Origin of the sequence: Mycobacterium gordonae (assembly GCF_017086405.1) — a bacterium.
Lineage (GTDB): Bacteria > Actinomycetota > Actinomycetes > Mycobacteriales > Mycobacteriaceae > Mycobacterium > Mycobacterium gordonae_D.
The window spans coordinates 1,026,665-1,043,154 of sequence record NZ_CP070973.1; the positions used below are offsets into that span (position 1 = coordinate 1,026,665).

The 16,490-nt window shown below is 63.8% G+C and carries 17 protein-coding genes; 9 read left to right on the forward strand and 8 right to left on the reverse strand.

The window, feature by feature from the left end:
- Positions 1 to 37: 37 nt before the first annotated feature.
- Positions 38 to 460, reverse strand: coding sequence for an MmpS family transport accessory protein (locus JX552_RS04370; RefSeq protein WP_205878225.1), 423 nt, complete (start codon positions 458 to 460; stop codon positions 38 to 40).
- 253 nt (positions 461 to 713) lie between these two features.
- On the opposite strand from JX552_RS04370, the gene JX552_RS04375 reads away from it, so the two are divergent.
- From JX552_RS04375 to JX552_RS04385, 3 genes are all read left to right on the forward strand, one after another.
- Entirely contained in the window at positions 714 to 1,400 is a 687-nt protein-coding gene (locus JX552_RS04375; protein ID WP_205876259.1) for a TetR/AcrR family transcriptional regulator, read from the forward strand.
- Positions 1,401 to 1,675: 275 nt separating this feature from the next.
- Positions 1,676 to 2,233: an MmpS family transport accessory protein gene (locus JX552_RS04380; protein ID WP_205876260.1), complete on the forward strand. Its 558-nt coding sequence runs from the start codon at positions 1,676 to 1,678 to the stop codon at positions 2,231 to 2,233.
- A complete protein-coding gene (locus JX552_RS04385) occupies positions 2,230 to 5,190 on the forward strand; it encodes an MMPL/RND family transporter (RefSeq protein WP_205876261.1) in 2,961 nt (986 codons plus the stop codon). Before JX552_RS04380 ends, JX552_RS04385 begins: the two co-directional genes overlap by 4 nt.
- 5 nt (positions 5,191 to 5,195) lie before the next feature.
- Here JX552_RS04385 and JX552_RS04390 read toward each other — a convergent pair whose 3' ends face one another.
- The 6 genes from JX552_RS04390 to JX552_RS04415 all read right to left on the reverse strand — a co-directional run bounded on the left by JX552_RS04390 (position 5,196) and on the right by JX552_RS04415 (position 10,345).
- Positions 5,196 to 5,519, reverse strand: a complete 324-nt coding sequence (locus tag JX552_RS04390; protein WP_065132712.1) for a hypothetical protein — start codon at positions 5,517 to 5,519, stop codon at positions 5,196 to 5,198.
- 339 nt (positions 5,520 to 5,858) lie between these two features.
- A complete protein-coding gene (locus JX552_RS04395) occupies positions 5,859 to 6,101 on the reverse strand; it encodes a hypothetical protein (RefSeq protein ID WP_205876262.1) in 243 nt (80 codons plus the stop codon).
- Positions 6,102 to 6,163: 62 nt separating this feature from the next.
- On the reverse strand, positions 6,164 to 6,622 hold the full coding sequence (locus tag JX552_RS04400) for a DUF5078 domain-containing protein (protein WP_205876263.1): 459 nt from the start codon (positions 6,620 to 6,622) through the stop codon (positions 6,164 to 6,166).
- 63 nt (positions 6,623 to 6,685) lie between these two features.
- Positions 6,686 to 7,606 carry a crotonase/enoyl-CoA hydratase family protein gene (locus tag JX552_RS04405; protein WP_205876264.1) on the reverse strand — a complete coding sequence of 307 codons (921 nt, stop codon included), beginning with the start codon at positions 7,604 to 7,606 and terminating at the stop codon, positions 6,686 to 6,688.
- 32 nt (positions 7,607 to 7,638) lie between these two features.
- Positions 7,639 to 8,262 carry a DedA family protein gene (locus JX552_RS04410; RefSeq protein ID WP_205876265.1) on the reverse strand — a complete coding sequence of 208 codons (624 nt, stop codon included), beginning with the start codon at positions 8,260 to 8,262 and terminating at the stop codon, positions 7,639 to 7,641.
- Between the two features lie 52 nt (positions 8,263 to 8,314).
- Entirely contained in the window at positions 8,315 to 10,345 is a 2,031-nt protein-coding gene (locus JX552_RS04415) for a prolyl oligopeptidase family serine peptidase (protein ID WP_205876266.1), read from the reverse strand.
- Positions 10,346 to 10,401: 56 nt separating this feature from the next.
- Between JX552_RS04415 and exaC the strand changes: the two genes are divergently transcribed.
- The 4 genes from exaC to JX552_RS04435 are packed head-to-tail and all read left to right on the forward strand — an operon-like array spanning position 10,402 to position 13,318.
- Positions 10,402 to 11,925, forward strand: a complete 1,524-nt coding sequence (gene exaC / locus JX552_RS04420; protein ID WP_205876267.1) for an acetaldehyde dehydrogenase ExaC — start codon at positions 10,402 to 10,404, stop codon at positions 11,923 to 11,925.
- Entirely contained in the window at positions 11,925 to 12,398 is a 474-nt protein-coding gene (locus JX552_RS04425) for a DUF779 domain-containing protein (RefSeq protein ID WP_205876268.1), read from the forward strand. The genes exaC and JX552_RS04425 overlap by 1 nt, the downstream gene beginning before the upstream one ends.
- 19 nt (positions 12,399 to 12,417) lie before the next feature.
- Positions 12,418 to 12,696, forward strand: a complete 279-nt coding sequence (locus JX552_RS04430; protein ID WP_205876269.1) for a putative holin — start codon at positions 12,418 to 12,420, stop codon at positions 12,694 to 12,696.
- Positions 12,689 to 13,318: a hypothetical protein gene (locus JX552_RS04435; RefSeq protein ID WP_205876270.1), complete on the forward strand. Its 630-nt coding sequence runs from the start codon at positions 12,689 to 12,691 to the stop codon at positions 13,316 to 13,318. Before JX552_RS04430 ends, JX552_RS04435 begins: the two co-directional genes overlap by 8 nt.
- Positions 13,319 to 13,342: 24 nt before the next feature.
- Here JX552_RS04435 and JX552_RS04440 read toward each other — a convergent pair whose 3' ends face one another.
- Positions 13,343 to 14,071 (reverse strand): hypothetical protein, encoded by a 729-nt coding sequence (locus JX552_RS04440; RefSeq protein ID WP_205876271.1) that lies wholly within the window; start codon positions 14,069 to 14,071, stop codon positions 13,343 to 13,345.
- A 363-nt stretch (positions 14,072 to 14,434) separates the two neighbouring features.
- Between JX552_RS04440 and lpdA the strand changes: the two genes are divergently transcribed.
- A complete protein-coding gene (gene lpdA / locus JX552_RS04445) occupies positions 14,435 to 15,829 on the forward strand; it encodes a dihydrolipoyl dehydrogenase (protein WP_205876272.1) in 1,395 nt (464 codons plus the stop codon).
- Between the two features lie 180 nt (positions 15,830 to 16,009).
- Positions 16,010 to 16,459, forward strand: coding sequence for a hypothetical protein (locus JX552_RS04450; protein ID WP_205876273.1), 450 nt, complete (start codon positions 16,010 to 16,012; stop codon positions 16,457 to 16,459).
- The last annotated feature ends 31 nt before the right edge of the window (positions 16,460 to 16,490 follow it).

The following is a 16,490-nucleotide window of genomic DNA, read 5'->3' on the forward strand; positions in this document are numbered from 1 at the left end:
GCAGGGGTGCCGGGACGGCCGTCGGCGTAGGTGGTATTCACGCGGACTTGACCAGGCAGAAGGTAAAGGCATTGACCTCGTGGGAGACTCGCTCGGATTTGACCACGTCGTCGATCAGGATGCGGCACCCGATGCTGTCGCTGTCGCCCTGGGCCATCAGGTTGCCGACCATCGCGGCCTTATTCGTGCTGATGTGCAGCGACCAGGGCAGCCGCGCGTTGTCCACGCGTTGCGGGTCGGCGTTGACGTCGAAATAACTGATGTCGGCAACCGTGCCCGCCGGACCGAAAACCTCGTAGGTGATTCGTTTGGGGTTGAACGGCTCCGGGTTCTTCAAGTTGCTGTCCGCGTACGACGCCCGCTTCTCCGAACCGAAGTAGCCGTGCACCCGCTTCACGATGAAAGCGCCGGTGACCAACACCGCTATGATGACGACTGGGATCCAAACCCGCGACAGCAGCTTGAAAATCTCAGGTCCCTTTCACCGTTGGGCATCGCTCAGGTCGGACGATACCCGCCCTAGGAGACGCTTGCGTCTTCATTCGACCGACCGCACTGCGCCCAGATGTGGCTGCACATCGCGAACACAATTAGCCTGGCCTAAGTAAAACACGGAGGCGTCCGGAACCGGGGCGGGCTCCTTACATGAGTACGCCGATTCTAAGGCATGCCGCGTGCGTAAACACGCGAATTTCGCCCACAAATCACATTGTGTGCGTTATCCTCTGACGGTGGCGCAACTCACTTTCCGGCGCGCTCGAACCGAGGAGAACAAGCGCCAGCGAGCCGCGGCGCTCGTGGAAGCCGCGCGCTCGATCGCATCGGAAACCGGTGTCGCATCGGTGACGTTGACCGCGGTCGCCGGCCGCGCGGGAATCCACTACTCGGCCGTGCGCCGATACTTCAGCTCTCACAAGGAAGTGCTGCTGCATCTGGCCGCCGAAGGCTGGGTGCGGTGGTCGGCCACGGTGTGCGAAGACCTGGCTGCGCCCGGACCGATGACGGCGGAGCGGGTGGCAGAAACGTTGGCCAGCGGCCTCGCCGCGGACCCGCTGTTCTGCGACCTGCTGGCCAACCTGCACCTGCATCTCGAGCACGAAGTCGAGATCGAACGGGTCATCGAGATTCGGCGGACCATTTCCGCCGCCGCGATCGCACTTGCCGACGCCATCGAGCAGGCGCTGCCGGCGCTCGGGCGGTCGGGCGCGTTTGACATCCTCATCGCGGCCTACTCGCTGGCCGCGGCGTTCTGGCAGATCGCAAACCCGCCGGCGAAGATCTCGGACGTCTACGAAGAGGAGCCCGAGGTGTTACCGGCCGAATGGAACATGGACTTCGGGTCCGCGCTAGCCCGGGTGCTCACCGCAACCTGCATCGGCTCGCTTCCGGGGTCCCGATGAACCCGCTGAACCCGGTGACAGACCCGACCCGGATGCCGGGCCACGGTGCGGGGAAAACCGGATTTGCGCGCCGACTGAGCCCATGCGAGAGCGCCGACGGTCCCAGCACCTGGTGGGCGCGATGACACCGTATTTCACGTTGGCGAAGGTCCTGATGCGCAGGGCCTTCGCGCACCACGCCGAGACTTCTCTACGTTTGCGCATTAGGTTAGAGAGACTAAGTTGACAGACAAGCTAATTGGTTGGCGGCTCTCGTCAATGGTTAGGAAGCGCCCATGACGACGACTGAGCCAAAGACGGATGCGTTGACGACCCCGGAATCTGCTGGCGGCGAAGGTGATAAATCGACTCGCCAGCCGGCCAAGCGCAGACGTCTGATGGGCCTGGCCAGCCGGTTCTGGCTCATCCTCACCGTGCTCGCCGTCGTCGGGGTGGCGGGATTCGCGGTTCACCGGTTGCACGACGTTTTCGGAGTTCGCAGCGATTCGTTTGGTGGCGGCTCGTCCGGAGACGTCATCGACCAGTTCAACCCCAAGACCATCACACTCGAGGTCTGGGGTTCGCCAGGCAGCACGGCGACGATCAGTTATCTCGATGAGAACTCCCATCCTCAGCAGGCATTGAATGTGCCCCTACCGTGGAAGACGGAATTGAAGTCAACGAAGCCCGGTATCCCGGCCAACCTGATGGCGCAAGGGAATGGCAGCTGGATCGCCTGCCGGTTCCTCGTCAATAACAACGACGGGCGCGGTGACATCGTGAAGGCCCCGAATCAGTCGCGCCCCAACGAATCGGTGAACGCCTTCGTCTACTGCCTGGACAAGTCCGCATGAGTGAGACCACCGAGCCTAAATCTGCCCCCCCGGCGATCTCGCAGCCGCTGATCCCGCCGTTCCTGCCGCGCATGATCCATCGGCTGGCACTGCCCATTGTGCTGGTGTGGCTGGGTGTAGTCCTGGTGACCAATACCGTTGCGCCGCAACTCGAGACCGTCGCCAAGAACCATTCGGTGTCGCAGAGTCCCACCGACGCGGTGTCGTTCCAGTCGATGATGCAGGTCGGAAAGAAGTTCAAGGAGTTCGATTCCGACAGCTCGGCGATGATCGTGCTGGAGGGCGACAAGCCGCTGGGGGCGGAGGCGCACCGCTACTACGACCAGATCGTCAAGCGAGTCGAGGAAGACAAGAAACACGTCCAACACGTGCAAGATTTCTGGAGCGATCCGTTGACCGCCGCGGGTTCCCAGAGCCACGACCAGAAGGCCGCCTATGTCCAGGTCTATCTGGCCGGCAACATGGGCGGCGGCTTGTCCGCCGAGTCAGCCGACGCCGTCCGCAAGATCGTCAACTCGGTGCCCGCCCCGCCGGGCATCAAGGCCTACGTCACGGGCGCGGGTCCGCTGTTCGCCGACCAGTCCCACGCGGGCGAGAAGGGCGTCGCAATAGTCACCCTGATTACGATCCTGGTGATTTTTGTCATGCTGCTCTTCGTCTATCGTTCGCTCGTCACCGTGCTGGCCGTGTTGTTCATGGTCTTCGTCGAATTGCTGGCAGCTCGAGGCGTCGTGGCTTTGCTTGCCAACTACGAGATCATCGGACTCTCCACCTTCGCCAACAATCTGCTGGTGTTGCTGGCCATCGCCGCCGGAACGGACTACGCGATTTTCGTGGTCGGCCGCTACCACGAGGCCCGCGGGCTGGGGGAGACTCGCGAAGAAGCGTTCTACACCATGTTCCACAGCACCGCGCATGTCGTGCTCGGATCGGGCCTGACTATCGCCGGCGCGATGTACTGCCTGAGCTTCTGCCGATTGCCGTATTTCCAGTCATTGGGCGCACCGTGCGCCGTCGGCATGCTGGTCGCGGTGCTCGCGGCGTTGACGCTGGGCCCCGCGGTGCTGACCGTGGCGTCCTTCTTCAACCTTCTCGATCCGAAGCGAAAGCTGCAGACTCGCGGCTGGCGCCGGATCGGTACGGCGATCGTGCGTTGGCCCGCCCCGGTTTTCGCGGTCACGATCGCGATCGCCCTGGTCGGTCTGATCGCCCTGCCCGGCTACAAGACGGACTACGACACCCGTCACTTCCTACCCGCGGACACCCCCGCCAATATCGGCTACGCGGCCGCCGACCGGCACTTCAACCAGGCTCGGCTCAATCCTGAGCTGTTGATGATCGAGACCGATCACGACCTGCGTAACTCGGCCGACTTCCTGGTCCTGGACAAGGTCGCCAAGGCGGTCTTTCACGTCCCAGGTATCGGTCGGGTGCAGACCATCACCCGGCCGTTGGGTACGCCGCTCGACCACAGCACCCTGGGGTTTCAGATGAGCGCCCAAGCCGCAGGACGGATTCAGACTCAGCACTTTCAAGATGAGCAGGCCAAGAATCTGCTGAACCAAGCGGACGAGTTGCGCAAGACGATGGCCACGCTGCGTGAGCAGATGCAGGTCACCCAGGACCTGAGCAATACGACTCACGAAACCGCCAGACTCACCAAAGAAACCGTGACGATCACGGAGGCCTTGCGCGACGACATCGCCACCTTCGACGACTTCTTCCGGCCGATTCGCAGCTACTTCTATTGGGAGAAGCACTGTTACGACATCCCGGTCTGCTGGGCGCTGCGGTCCATCTTCAATGCGCTCGATGGAATCGACCAAGTGGCGCAGAACATCTTGGCCCTCAGCCAGAACCTGGACAGGCTGGACGCGATTCAGCCCAAGCTCGTGGCATTGATACCACCGCAGATCGAGAGCCAGCAGCGCAATCTCGACACCATCATGTCGAACTATGCGACCACCATGGGTCTCAACGACCAGGCACGGGCACAGGCCGACAACGCCACCGCCGAAGGGGATGCGTTCGACAGAGCGAAAAACGACGACACGTTCTACCTTCCGCCGGAAGCGTTCCAGAGCCCGGATTTCGCGCGGGGTCTCAAACAGTTCATATCGCCGGACGGGCACGCTGTCCGATTGATCATCTCGCATGAAGGCGACCCCGCGAGTCCTGAAGGCATCAACCTCATCGAACCGATCCAGCGGGCCGTGCACGAGGCGATCAAGGGCACGCCCTGGGAGGGCGCCAAGGTCTACCTCAGTGGTACCGCCGCGACGTACAAGGACATGCACGACGGCTCCAACATCGATCTGCTGATCGCCGGAATATCTGCTGCCACACTCATTTTCGTCATCATGCTGGTGATCACCCGAAGCGTGGTGGCGGCGTTCGTGATCGTCGGCACGGTGTTGCTGTCGCTGGGCGCATCGTTCGGACTCTCCGTGCTCTTATGGCAGTACATCCTCGGCATCAAGTTGCACTGGATGGTGCTGGCGATGGCGATCATCCTGCTGCTGGCGGTCGGCTCGGATTACAACCTGTTGCTGATTTCGCGGTTCAAGGAGGAAATCCACGCCGGTCTCAAGACTGGGACGATCCGCGCGATGGCCGGTTCGGGCTCGGTGGTGACCGCCGCCGGTCTGGTGTTCGCAGCCACCATGGCCACGTTCGCGTTCAGCCCACTGCGCGTTATGGCCCAGGTAGGTACGACGATCGCGCTGGGTCTGCTGTTCGACACCCTGATCGTGAGGTCGTTCATGACACCGTCGCTGGCCACCTTGCTCGGGCGCTGGTTCTGGTGGCCGCAGCACGTGCGCCCACGGCCGGCCAGCACCATGCTGCGTCCGTTCGGGCCGCGGCCGGCGGTGCGTGCGCTGTTGGGCGAGAAGCGCGCCGATGACCCCGACGTGGCGGACGCGGATCGGTTACCGGGAGCGCAGCCGCACTACTGAGTGGGTCAGAGCGCGACGACGTCGCGCATGATGTCGCTCAACTCGGACACCGGGGCGCCGCACGTCAGGCAGTAGGCGCCCGATGAGCGCCTGAGCTGACCCACCTGGACCAGTATCTCGGCCTCGGCGCGCCACAGGCAGGCGATGCAGACGATCTCGACGATGTTGCCGAACGGGTCGACGTGGGGGTGATTGCATTCATCCACCGCGTGGCGGTGGACGATGTGTGTCGCCCGGTTGGTGCAGCCCGCCTCGAACTGACACGTGATGGTCTGCCAGTCCAGGGCCGCGAGCGTGCCAGGGATGCCGTTGCCAGTTGTTTGGCTCATGCGATGTCCTCCAGCTTCCGGAACGCAGTCGCATCCACCGCATGCAGATCGAGTGGATGTTCGGCTGGCCGGAGGTCCATTATGGGTTCGTTTGCCCTGCCGCGGCAAGGGCCCAGTCGATGTATTTCTCTGCCGTCGAGTGGTTGCGGCACCCCGTCAAAATCGTACTTTTAGTGCCACCCGCCATGATTCCCCTGGTCAGCGGTCGGATCTGTCCCCCAAACGGTCTCCGATGGGATGAAATTTCGGTCCTCCAAACGGAGGACAAAATTCGAGAAGTCTGCTAGCCGGAGCCTGGCCGGGAAACGGGCGGGCGGCCTCAGCCGGCTCGCGGTTTCGTTAGGGCTGGTTCACGCAGAAGGCCACGCACAGGGCCGAGACCGGAATGGAAACCCACTGCAATTGCCCGTCCGCCTGGCGCTCGCAGTAGATCGGACCCGGCTTACCCCACACCTTCGCGCCTTCCGGCGCGCATTGCTTACCCAAGTCGCTGTCGGCGCGCGCCGGGCTACTCCCCATCAGGAGTGCGATCGAAGCGACCGCCGCCATTATCGCCACGCCGACGAACCTCGGTACGGCCATCACGCACACCTTCCTCGACAGTCTGCCCACCGGCTGTGGCGGCTGACTGCCACGCACATGCCCTATGCCCAGTTCCACACCGACATGTCGCCGGCTGGGTAGCCGTTGCACGCGTCAGTGCCCTTAGCGACGACGCCCTTGTTGTTGAAGAAGATCTTCATGTGATTGACCCAGGCGAAGGTCAGTGGGTCGCCGTTGTAGAAGTTCTCGGAATAGTCCCGGCGCCCCGCGGGTGACAGCGAGAAGAACCAGTGCGCCTTGTTGATCGTCGCTTCCTGGAGGTTCGCGTGGTTGTTGAAATCGATCATGTACCGCTCGTAGTACACCGGACTGGTATCCCGCACCGCCGCCAGATACTGTTCGGCGTCGCACGTCGTCGCGATCATCCTGCGCGGAATCGGAAAGTCCTCAGTGGAATCGGCCTTCGCCAGCGGCACTGCCGTGCCGGGAAAGACCGCAGCGGTGATCGCGAGAGCAGTGAAAACAGCGCCTGCACGCAGGCCGCTAGTCAGCCGAGACATCATGTTGACCGTAACACTTCCAAGGTTGCAAAGATTCCGACGTCGATTTCGTAGGCAATCTTACTACCCATCTTCATCAGGAACTATCACATGTGACGGGTTCGGCCGCAGCTCCGGCGGCGCCTGACTGTAGTCGCCGAACGGGCCGTCCCGGCGCGCCACCGCGGCCCGCACGCCCTGGTCCTGGGCGGTGCGGATGAAGTCGAGTGCGTCGGGGGTGTTGCGCATCAGGCCGTCCAGAATGCCGCCCAGCAGCTGAGTGGACGCCAGGCCCATGTTCTCGTAGGCCTGGTTGACGATCAGCTTCTGCGCCCGCAACTGCGACAGCGGGATCTGCGCCAGCTCGGCCGCGATCTCGGCGACCCGGGCCTCCAGCCGCTCGAAGGGGACCGCTTCGTTGATCAGTTCGATGTCGGCGGCCTGCGCGCCGGTCAGCGGACGGCCGGTCAGGGAATGCCATTTCACCTTGGCCAGGCTGAGCCGATACAGCCACATGCCGGTCAGATACGCGCCCCACATCCTGCTGTACGGGGTGCCGATCACGGCGTCCTCGCTGGCGATCACGATGTCTGCGCACAGCGCGTAGTCGCTGGCGCCGCCGACACACCAGCCGTGCACCTGCGCGATCACCGGTTTCGATGCCCGCCAGATGGCCATGAACTTCTGCGTCGGCGCGGTCTCGCGCGCACTGACCATCGCGAAATCCTTGCCCGGATCCCACTGGCCCTCGGTCATCATGGCCTCGCCCCAGTGCTGGAAGCCCCCGCCGAAATCGAAACCGCCCGAGAACGCCCGTCCGGCGCCGCGCAGCACGATGACTTTGACGTCGTGATCCCGTTCCGCCAGCCCGATCGCCGCCTCGATCTCGTCGGGCATGGGCGGGACGATGGTATTGAGTTGCTCCGGGCGGTTCAGCGTGATCGTGGCCACCGGACCTCTGGTGGAGTACAGCAGTGTTTCGAATTCGGGCTTGGCAGAAGGCATAAGCGGAAGCGAAGTCGCGGCGAACTACCGTGTCAAGCGTCGACAGCCCGCCGTCTGATCGCCAACCCGGCCAGCACCGCGACGGTAATCGCCGCACACGTCGCCACGACATAGGTTCCGTACCGTTGCACGCCGGCATAGAGCGTCTCGATGTGATTGCCTGCCAGATACCCGGCGAGAACCCAGACAGTGACCCAGACCGCGGACCCCAGCGCGTTGTAGGCCAGGTAGCGGCGCCACCTCATCCGGGCCAGCCCCGCAGCGATACCGCTGGCCTGCCGCAGCCCGTCGACGAAGCGCCCAAGGGAAACCACGATGTGGCCGCGTCTGGCGAAGAAGCGTTCGGTTCTGGCCAGCCGCTCCCGGTTGAGGAACACGTAGGGGCCGAACCGCAGGACCAGCCCGCGGCCGCCGTAGCGGCCGATGGCGTAACCGGCATTGTCGCCGACCACCGCCGCCAACAGCCCGACGACCAGCACCGGGACCAGCGTCAGGTGCCCGCTGGCCGCGTAGATTCCGCCCGCGATCAGGATCAGCTGGCCAGGTAGGGGAATTCCCACCCCTTCTAGGCCCACCAGGGTCACGATCGCCGCGTACCCGTACCGATCGAGGGTGGGGGCAAGCGATCCGAAGATTCCCGGCAGTTGCGCGGACATGACTTCAAGGGTGCCCGAAGCCGCTTGCGCCTAGACGTTGCAACCGTCACAGCTACGTGTCGGTTCGGAGCATCCGCCACAGAAACGCGTAGCTCAGCGCCGCCTTGAACGCGAGCTGCTCGTTGTCGGCGGCGCCGCCGTGCCCGCCCTCGATGTTCTCGTAGTACCAGACCCGGTGGCCGGCGGTCTCCAGCGCGGCGGTCATCTTGCGGGCATGCCCGGGATGCACCCGATCGTCGCGGGTTGACGTGGTCATCAGAATCGGCGGGTACTTCCGGTCCGTCGAAATGTTCTGATAGGGCGAATATTCGGAGATGAACGCCCAGTCGTCCGGGTTGTCCGGGTCGCCGTACTCGGCGACCCACGAGGCGCCGGCCAGCAGCAGGTGGTAGCGCTTCATGTCCAGCAGGGGCACGCTGCAGACCAGCGCCCCGAACTTCTCCGGGTACTTGGTCAACATGATTCCCATCAGCAGGCCACCGTTGCTGCCACCCTGAGCGCCTAGTTGGTCGACCGTGGTGATGCCGCGTCCAACTAGATCATCGGCGACGGCCACGAAGTCTTCGGCCACCTTGTGGCGGCCCTCGCGCATCGCCTGGGTGTGCCAGCCCGGCCCGTATTCTCCGCCGCCGCGGATGTTGGCCAGCACGTACGTCCCGCCGCGCGCCAGCCACAGCCGCCCCAGCACCCCGCTGTAGCCCGGCGTATTGGACGTTTCGAACCCGCCGTAGCCGTAGAGCAGGGTGGGGGCCGCCCCGTCAGCGTCGGCGGGACGCACCACGAAGTACGGCACCGACGTGCCATCGGGCGATGTGACGAAATGTTGTTCCACCGAGATGTCTTCAGCGTCGAAAAAGGACGGCGCGGACTTGATCGGTTCCAGCCTGCCGGAGCCGGTGCCCCGCAACAGCCGAGACGGTGCGGTGAAGCCGCTGGAGTCCAGAAAGAACTCGTCGCCGGTGTCGTCGGCGGCGGTGATCACGGTGTTGGTCGACTCGGGTAGGCCCTGCAGCGGCTCGCGGTCCCAGCTGCCCGGCGTCACGATCTCCACCCGGCTGGCGACGTCGGCCAGCGAGACGATCAGCAGCCGGTCCTTCGTCCAGGCGTAGTGGTAGAGGCAGGTGTGTTCGTCGGGCTCGAACACCACCGTGAGTTCCTTTGCGCCCGCTAGGAATTCGTCGTAATTTGCGGCCAGCAGGGAGCCGGCGCGATAGGTCGTCTCATTGACGGTCCAGTCGGTGCGCAGGTCGATCAGCAGCCAGTCGCGGTGCACCGACATGCTGCTCGCGTCGGTGGGCACGTCGATGGGGATCAACTCGGTTCCCCGCAGCTCGTAGCGTTGCCTGTTCCAGAAGTCCAGGGAGCGGCCGACGAAGGTGCGTTCAAAGCCGGGCGTGCGGTCCTTGGAGCCGCCCGCGCTGACGTCGCTGCGCTCACCTTCGAAGAGGGTCTCGGCCTCGGTCAAGGGTGTGCCACGCCGCCAGCGCTTCAGGATGCGCGGATAGCCGGATTCGGTCATCGAGTCCGGCCCGAAGTCGGTGCCCACCAGGACGGTGTCGGGATCGTCCCAGCCGATCTGTGACTTGGCTTCTGGCAACTCGAAGCCGTCGGCGACGAATTGGCGTGTCAGCATGTCGAATTCACGTACGACGACGGCGTCTGAGCCGCCCGCGGAAAGGCTGATCAGAGCGCGGGTGAGCTCGGGTTCGATCACGTCGGCGCCGGCCCACACCCAGTTCTTGCCGTCCGCGCGGCCTAGCGCGTCCACGTCGATGAGCACATCCCACTCGGGTGCGTCGGTGCGGTAGCTCTCCAGCGTGGTGCGCCGCCAGAGCCCACGGGGGTTGGTGGCGTCACGCCAGAAGTCGTACAGGTAGTCGCCGCGCCGACGCACGTAGGGGATCCGGGCGTCGGTGTCGAGCACCTCGAGCGCCTCGGTGCGCATCTTCTCGAATTCCGCGTCACAGAACTCCGCTTTGGTCGGCTCGTTACGGGAGCGCACCCAGTCCAGTGCCGCGTCGCCGGTGACGTCTTCAAGCCAGAGGTAGCGGTCTTCGGCGGTCTCAGATGACATGGAAGCCATTCTGGCCCCAGCGGTAGTGTGAGCTGTATTACATGAACTAGCGAGGAGCCGAGCAGATGCCTGTCTTTGCACGTCCAGGGACCTCCGGGGCGCTGATGTCGTATGAGTCGCGGTACGGGAACTTCATCGGCGGCGAATGGGTCGCGCCAGTCGCGGGCCGCTACTTCGAGAACCCCTCACCGGTGACCGGCCAGGCATTTTGCGAAATTCCGCGGTCCGACGAAACCGACATCGAGAAGGCGTTGGATGCCGCGCATGCCGCGGCGCCGGCGTGGGGCAAGACGTCCCCGGCCGAACGGGCCGCGATCCTGAACAAGATCGCCGACCGCATCGACGAGAACACCACCGCACTCGCGGTGGCCGAGGTGTGGGACAACGGCAAGCCGATCCGCGAGGCGCTGGCTGCCGACATTCCGCTGGCCGCTGATCATTTCCGGTACTTCGCGGCCGCGATCCGCGCGCAGGAAGGTGCGCTTTCCCAGATCGACGACGACACCGTGGCCTACCACTTCCACGAGCCGCTCGGCGTCGTCGGGCAGATCATCCCGTGGAACTTCCCGATTCTCATGGGCGCCTGGAAGCTGGCCCCGGCGCTGGCGGCCGGCAACGCGATCGTGCTCAAGCCGGCCGAGCAGACCCCGGCCTCGATCCTGTATCTGATGTCGCTCATCGGTGACCTGCTGCCGGCCGGGGTGCTCAATGTCGTCAACGGTTTCGGCGCCGAGGCCGGCAAGCCGTTGGCCTCCAGCAACCGGATCGCCAAGGTCGCGTTCACCGGCGAGACCACCACCGGGCGACTGATAATGCAGTACGCCTCGCAAAACCTGATCCCGGTCACCCTCGAACTCGGCGGCAAGAGCCCTAACATCTTCTTCTCCGACGTGATGGCCGCCGGTGACGATTTCCAGGACAAAGCACTGGAAGGGTTCACCATGTTCGCCCTGAACCAGGGCGAAGTCTGCACCTGCCCGTCGCGCAGCCTGATCCAGTCCGACATTCACGACGAGTTCCTGGAGCTGGCGGCGATCCGGACCAAGGCCGTCCGACAGGGCGACCCGCTGGACTCGGAGACCATGCTGGGATCGCAGGCTTCCAACGACCAGCTGGAAAAGATCCTGTCCTACATCGAGATCGGCAAAGGGGAGGGCGCCAAGATCATTACCGGCGGCGAGCGCGCCGAACTGGGCGGCGACCTGTCCGGTGGTTTCTACATGCAACCGACGATCTTCTCCGGCAACAACAAGATGCGGATCTTCCAGGAGGAGATCTTCGGGCCGGTCGTGGCGGTGACGCCGTTCGACAGCTACGACGACGCGATCGGTATCGCCAACGACACCCTGTACGGACTGGGGGCAGGGGTGTGGAGCCGCAACGGTAACACCGCCTACCGGGCCGGGCGCGACATCAAGGCCGGGCGGGTGTGGGTGAACTGCTACCACGTGTACCCGCCGCACTCGGCTTTCGGCGGTTACAAGCAGTCCGGCTTCGGTCGCGAGGGTCACCAGATGGCGCTCGAGCACTACCAGCAGACCAAGAATCTGCTGGTGTCCTACTCCGAGAAGGCCCAGGGCTTCTTCTGATGATCCCGGGGGCGCTCATCACCGCCTCCGCCGCCGAATTGCTGGTGCGGTTGCAGGACCGGCACGGTCCGGTGATGTTCCACCAGTCAGGCGGTTGCTGCGACGGTTCGTCGCCGATGTGTTATCCGCGAGGCGACTTTCTGGTGGGGGACCGCGACGTGCTGCTGGGGGTGCTCGACGTCGGTGAAGAAGGTGTGCCGGTATGGATATCCGGTCCCCAGTACGAGACGTGGAAGCACACCCAGCTGGTTATCGATGTGGTGCCCGGCCGCGGCGGCGGCTTCAGCCTGGAAGCGCCGGAGGGGATGCGATTCCTCAGCCGGGGTCGGGTCTTCACCGAGGCCGAAAGTGAACTGCTGCAAGCTCAACCCGTGATCACCGGCGCCGCGTACGAACGTGGCGAGCGGCCGTCGATACGAGGCCATCTTGTGACCGAGAACTCGCCGGGGACGTGCCCAGCACCGCCTCGGTAGTTCAGTAAGGTCGTGTTCCGTGATCCCCCTTCCGCGCGCGTGGCTGCTGGCCAGCGGCATGCTCGTGGGTAGTGCGCTCGGGCAGGTGCTGGCGGTGGTGTCCAGCCTGCTGATACACGCCCGGATTCGTCCCGACATCACCATCGCGCTGGTGGTCGGCGTACCCGCCGTGGTCGGCCTGTCGCTGATCCTGTTCTCCGGACGCCGATGGGTGACCATGGTCGGCGCGGCGATTGTGGCGGTGGGACCGGGCTGGCTGGGCATGCTGGCCGCCTTGCAGGTGGTCTCCCATGGCTGACAACAAGTCGGCGCAGGACCGCGAGTCGAGTCCGGGCACCGAACCTTTCGTGCCGGATTTCGACTCCGGGGAGCTGCCCGTCGCGCCCACCTACGACGCCGGTGAACCATCCGTGCCGTTCGTGCCCGATTTCGATACCGACTCCCAACCATCTCTGCCGCTGGCCGGCCTCACCGAGCCGAAATCGGAGCCGGCGCCGGCGCCGGCGCAGGAGCGGCCCGCGCCGGTGACACCCGTGGTCGCAGCCGCGCCCGACGCGGCGGTCGAAGCGCCCGGGCCAGTGGCCGTTCCGGGCCGTTACCTCTACCTGAAATGGTGGAAGTTCGTGCTGGTGCTGTTCGGCGTGTGGTTCTTCGCCGCGGTGTTCGGACTGAGCCTGTTCTATTGGTGGTACCACACCATCGACAAGACGCCGCCGGTGTTCGCGACGTTCGTGTATGTCGTGGCGTGTGCCGTCGCCGGCCTGATATCGGCGATGGTGGAGTCCAAACCCATGATGGCCGCCCTGTCGATCGCTGTGATGTCGGCGCCGTTCGCCTCCGTCGTCGCTGCGGCGACGCTGCACGGTTATTACTACTGCGAGAGAATGGGTCCCTGCCTCGTCGGGGTTATACCGTACTGAGTAACCGCTCCCCGCTGAGGGCAGTCAGCAGGCGCTGACTTTTATTAACCGGACATCGGGATATGCCCGTGTTGCATATTGCGGTAGGAGCCTTTCGAAATCGACCATTTGGACGACCAGACTTTCGAATGGCGAGAGGGATATCGCGACCAGCACGTGCTCCGCGGTGTCATTGTCTGCTGCGGCGCGCAGCACCACGCCCTGTAACCGGTGGCGCGGCGCCATGGGCGAGATGAAAGGCGAAACTATACCCGCCAGCAGTCCCAGTTCGGATTCCGAAGGATAGTTCGTGGGATTGATGCGGCATGTCCGCACTATCCTGCTGGCCAGGCTCAGTTCCTTCGCCACGCGCTGCAACAGGTGCCGGTGGATGGTGAAGTCGCCTGCGCCCGTGAATAGGAAATGCAGTCCGCCGAGCCGTACCGTCAATGTCTTATGCACCAGTACTGGCGTGCCGTCAAGATTACCGGCAATCAGTTCTTGCTTGGTGCGTGCCGCGATGGACGGCGGATGGCGGATGATCTTCGTCTGTATACCGAGCTCGGCTACTATCTCGTGCAGTAATTGAAACGCACTGCAGGAAAGTGTGCCCGCGCCCAGCGCCTTTTCTCGCCGGGTCATCTGTTCTACTGCTGCTATGGCGGGAAGTGCCGTCCAAAGTTCTTCGATGGGTGGAAGTTTCTCAATGATGTTTTTGATTGAAAAAAACGAATTCGGCGTCGATCTGTCGCTTAAGGCGCACAATTCAACCATGTCGGTACGAGCCTCAGCATCCGCTGGCTATGCGTTCATTCGGCAGGCGGGAATCGTCGTTCATGGTCGTGCTTGGCCCGGCTCGGTTCGCATCGTTGATCCGCTTCCTTCAGCTGTGCAGATTCTAGAGCCACTTCTGCAGGCGCCACGCCTGAAATTGTGAATTTTTTTCGGTGAACCTCTGGCTCGGCGCAAACTCGGCCGGACTGCTGCGTAGGTTTACTTGACGCGCCTCCGGGTCGCCATAACGCCGGCGCCCTCATCCTTGTGGTCGCGGGCGCGATCCGTGCTGCCGCGGGCGCGGTGTCCGACTGTCCTTCCTCGGACCGGATCTAGGTGTTACAGCCATATAAGGTGAGTTCCGTGACCCACTATGACGTCGTCGTTCTCGGAGCAGGTCCCGGCGGATATGTAGCGGCCATTCGAGCCGCCCAGCTCGGGTTGAATACCGCAATCATCGAGCCGAAATACTGGGGTGGCGTCTGCCTCAACGTCGGCTGCATCCCGTCAAAGGCGTTGCTGCGCAACGCCGAACTCGCCCACATTTTTACCAAGGAAGCCAAAGTTTTCGGCATCGGCGGCGAGGCCACGTTCGACTTCGGGGCCGCGTTCGACCGTAGCCGCAAAGTGGCCGACGGCCGGGTAGCCGGCGTGCACTATCTGATGAAGAAGAACAAGATCACCGAGATTCACGGCTACGGCAGGTTCACGGACGCGAACACCATCGCGGTCGAACTGAACGACGGTGGGACCGAGGAGGTCACGTTCGACAACGCCATCATCGCCACCGGCAGTAGCACCCGACTCGTCCCCGGCACGTCGCTGTCGGAGAACGTGGTGACCTACGAGAAGCTGATCATGACCCGGGAACTCCCCAAGTCGATCGTCATTGCCGGTGCCGGCGCCATCGGCATGGAGTTCGGCTACGTGATGAAGAATTACGGCGTCGATGTGACCATCGTGGAATTCCTGCCGCGCGCGCTGCCCAACGAGGACGCCGACGCTTCCAAGGAGATCGAGAAGGCGTTCAAGAAGCTGGGTGTCAAGATCCTCACCGGTACCAAGGTCGAGTCCATCACCGACGATGGCTCCGAGGTCACGGTCAGCGTCAGCAAGGACGGTAAGTCCGAGGAACTCAAGGCCCAGAAAGTGTTGCAGGCCATCGGTTTTGCGCCCAACGTCGAGGGCTACGGATTGGACAGGGCCGGGGTTGCGTTGACCGATCGCAAGGCGATCGGGATCACCGATTACATGCAGACGTCCGTGCCGCACATCTACGCCATCGGAGACGTCACCGGCAAGCTGATGCTCGCGCACGTCGCCGAGGCCATGGGCGTCGTGGCGGCCGAAACCATCGCCGGCGCTGAGACTTTGGCGCTGGGTGACTATCGCATGTTGCCCCGCGCCACGTTCTGTCAGCCCAATGTCGCCAGCTTCGGTCTCACCGAGGAGCAGGCTCGCGACGAGGGCTACGACGTGGTGGTGGCGAAGTTCCCCTTCACCGCCAATGCCAAGGCGCACGGTGTCGGCGATCCGAGCGGCTTCGTCAAGCTGATAGCCGACGCCAAGTACGGCGAGCTGATCGGTGGGCACTTGGTGGGGCACGACGTGTCGGAACTGCTGCCAGAGCTCACCCTGGCGCAGAAGTGGGACCTGACCGCCACCGAACTGGCCCGCAACGTGCACACCCACCCGACCATGTCCGAGGCGCTGCAGGAGTGCTTCCACGGCCTGATCGGGCACATGATCAATTTCTAGCGATGCGCGGGTTTTCTATGAAACGGCCCAGCAACCGCACAACGTCATTGACGAAGAATTTTTCGTGATCTAGTTTTCGTATTAGGTGGGGCGGCGCGGGCTCGGCGGTGAGGAAACTCGCCGATCGGTGACCGCCTCAACCGCGCTGCCGGTAGTCGGGCGACCGGAGGGCGGAAACTGATGACAAGCAAGGCATTTCCCGCGGCAATCGCTGTTCTGGTCGGACTGGGGCTGAGCGCGGCGCCACCACGCGCCGAGGCCGAAGTTCCGACTATGAACGGTGTCTACCACTACGCCGATGAGGACGGCGACGTGGGGACCTGGACCATCAACAACACCTGCAGCCCGCATTGCGTCGCCCATGTGACCACCGGGTCGGGCCGGAGCTTCGACGCCCGGCTGGAAAACGGCCGCTACGTCAGTTCCCGGACAATCATGGACGGGCTGGAATGCCCTCCCTATTTCATCGGTGAACTCGTCCTCGGCGCTCGAAGCCATCCGGTGAACGTCACGCAATGGTGGGACCCGACGACGCTCGCGGGCGAAGTGGACTTCGCACACCCCTCGTCGGTGGTGCCCTGCACCCTCGATGATCATCACGACAGGTTCACCCTCACCCGAATCGGCTAGTCGCAACGGTTCCGGGAGCGGTGGACTCGAC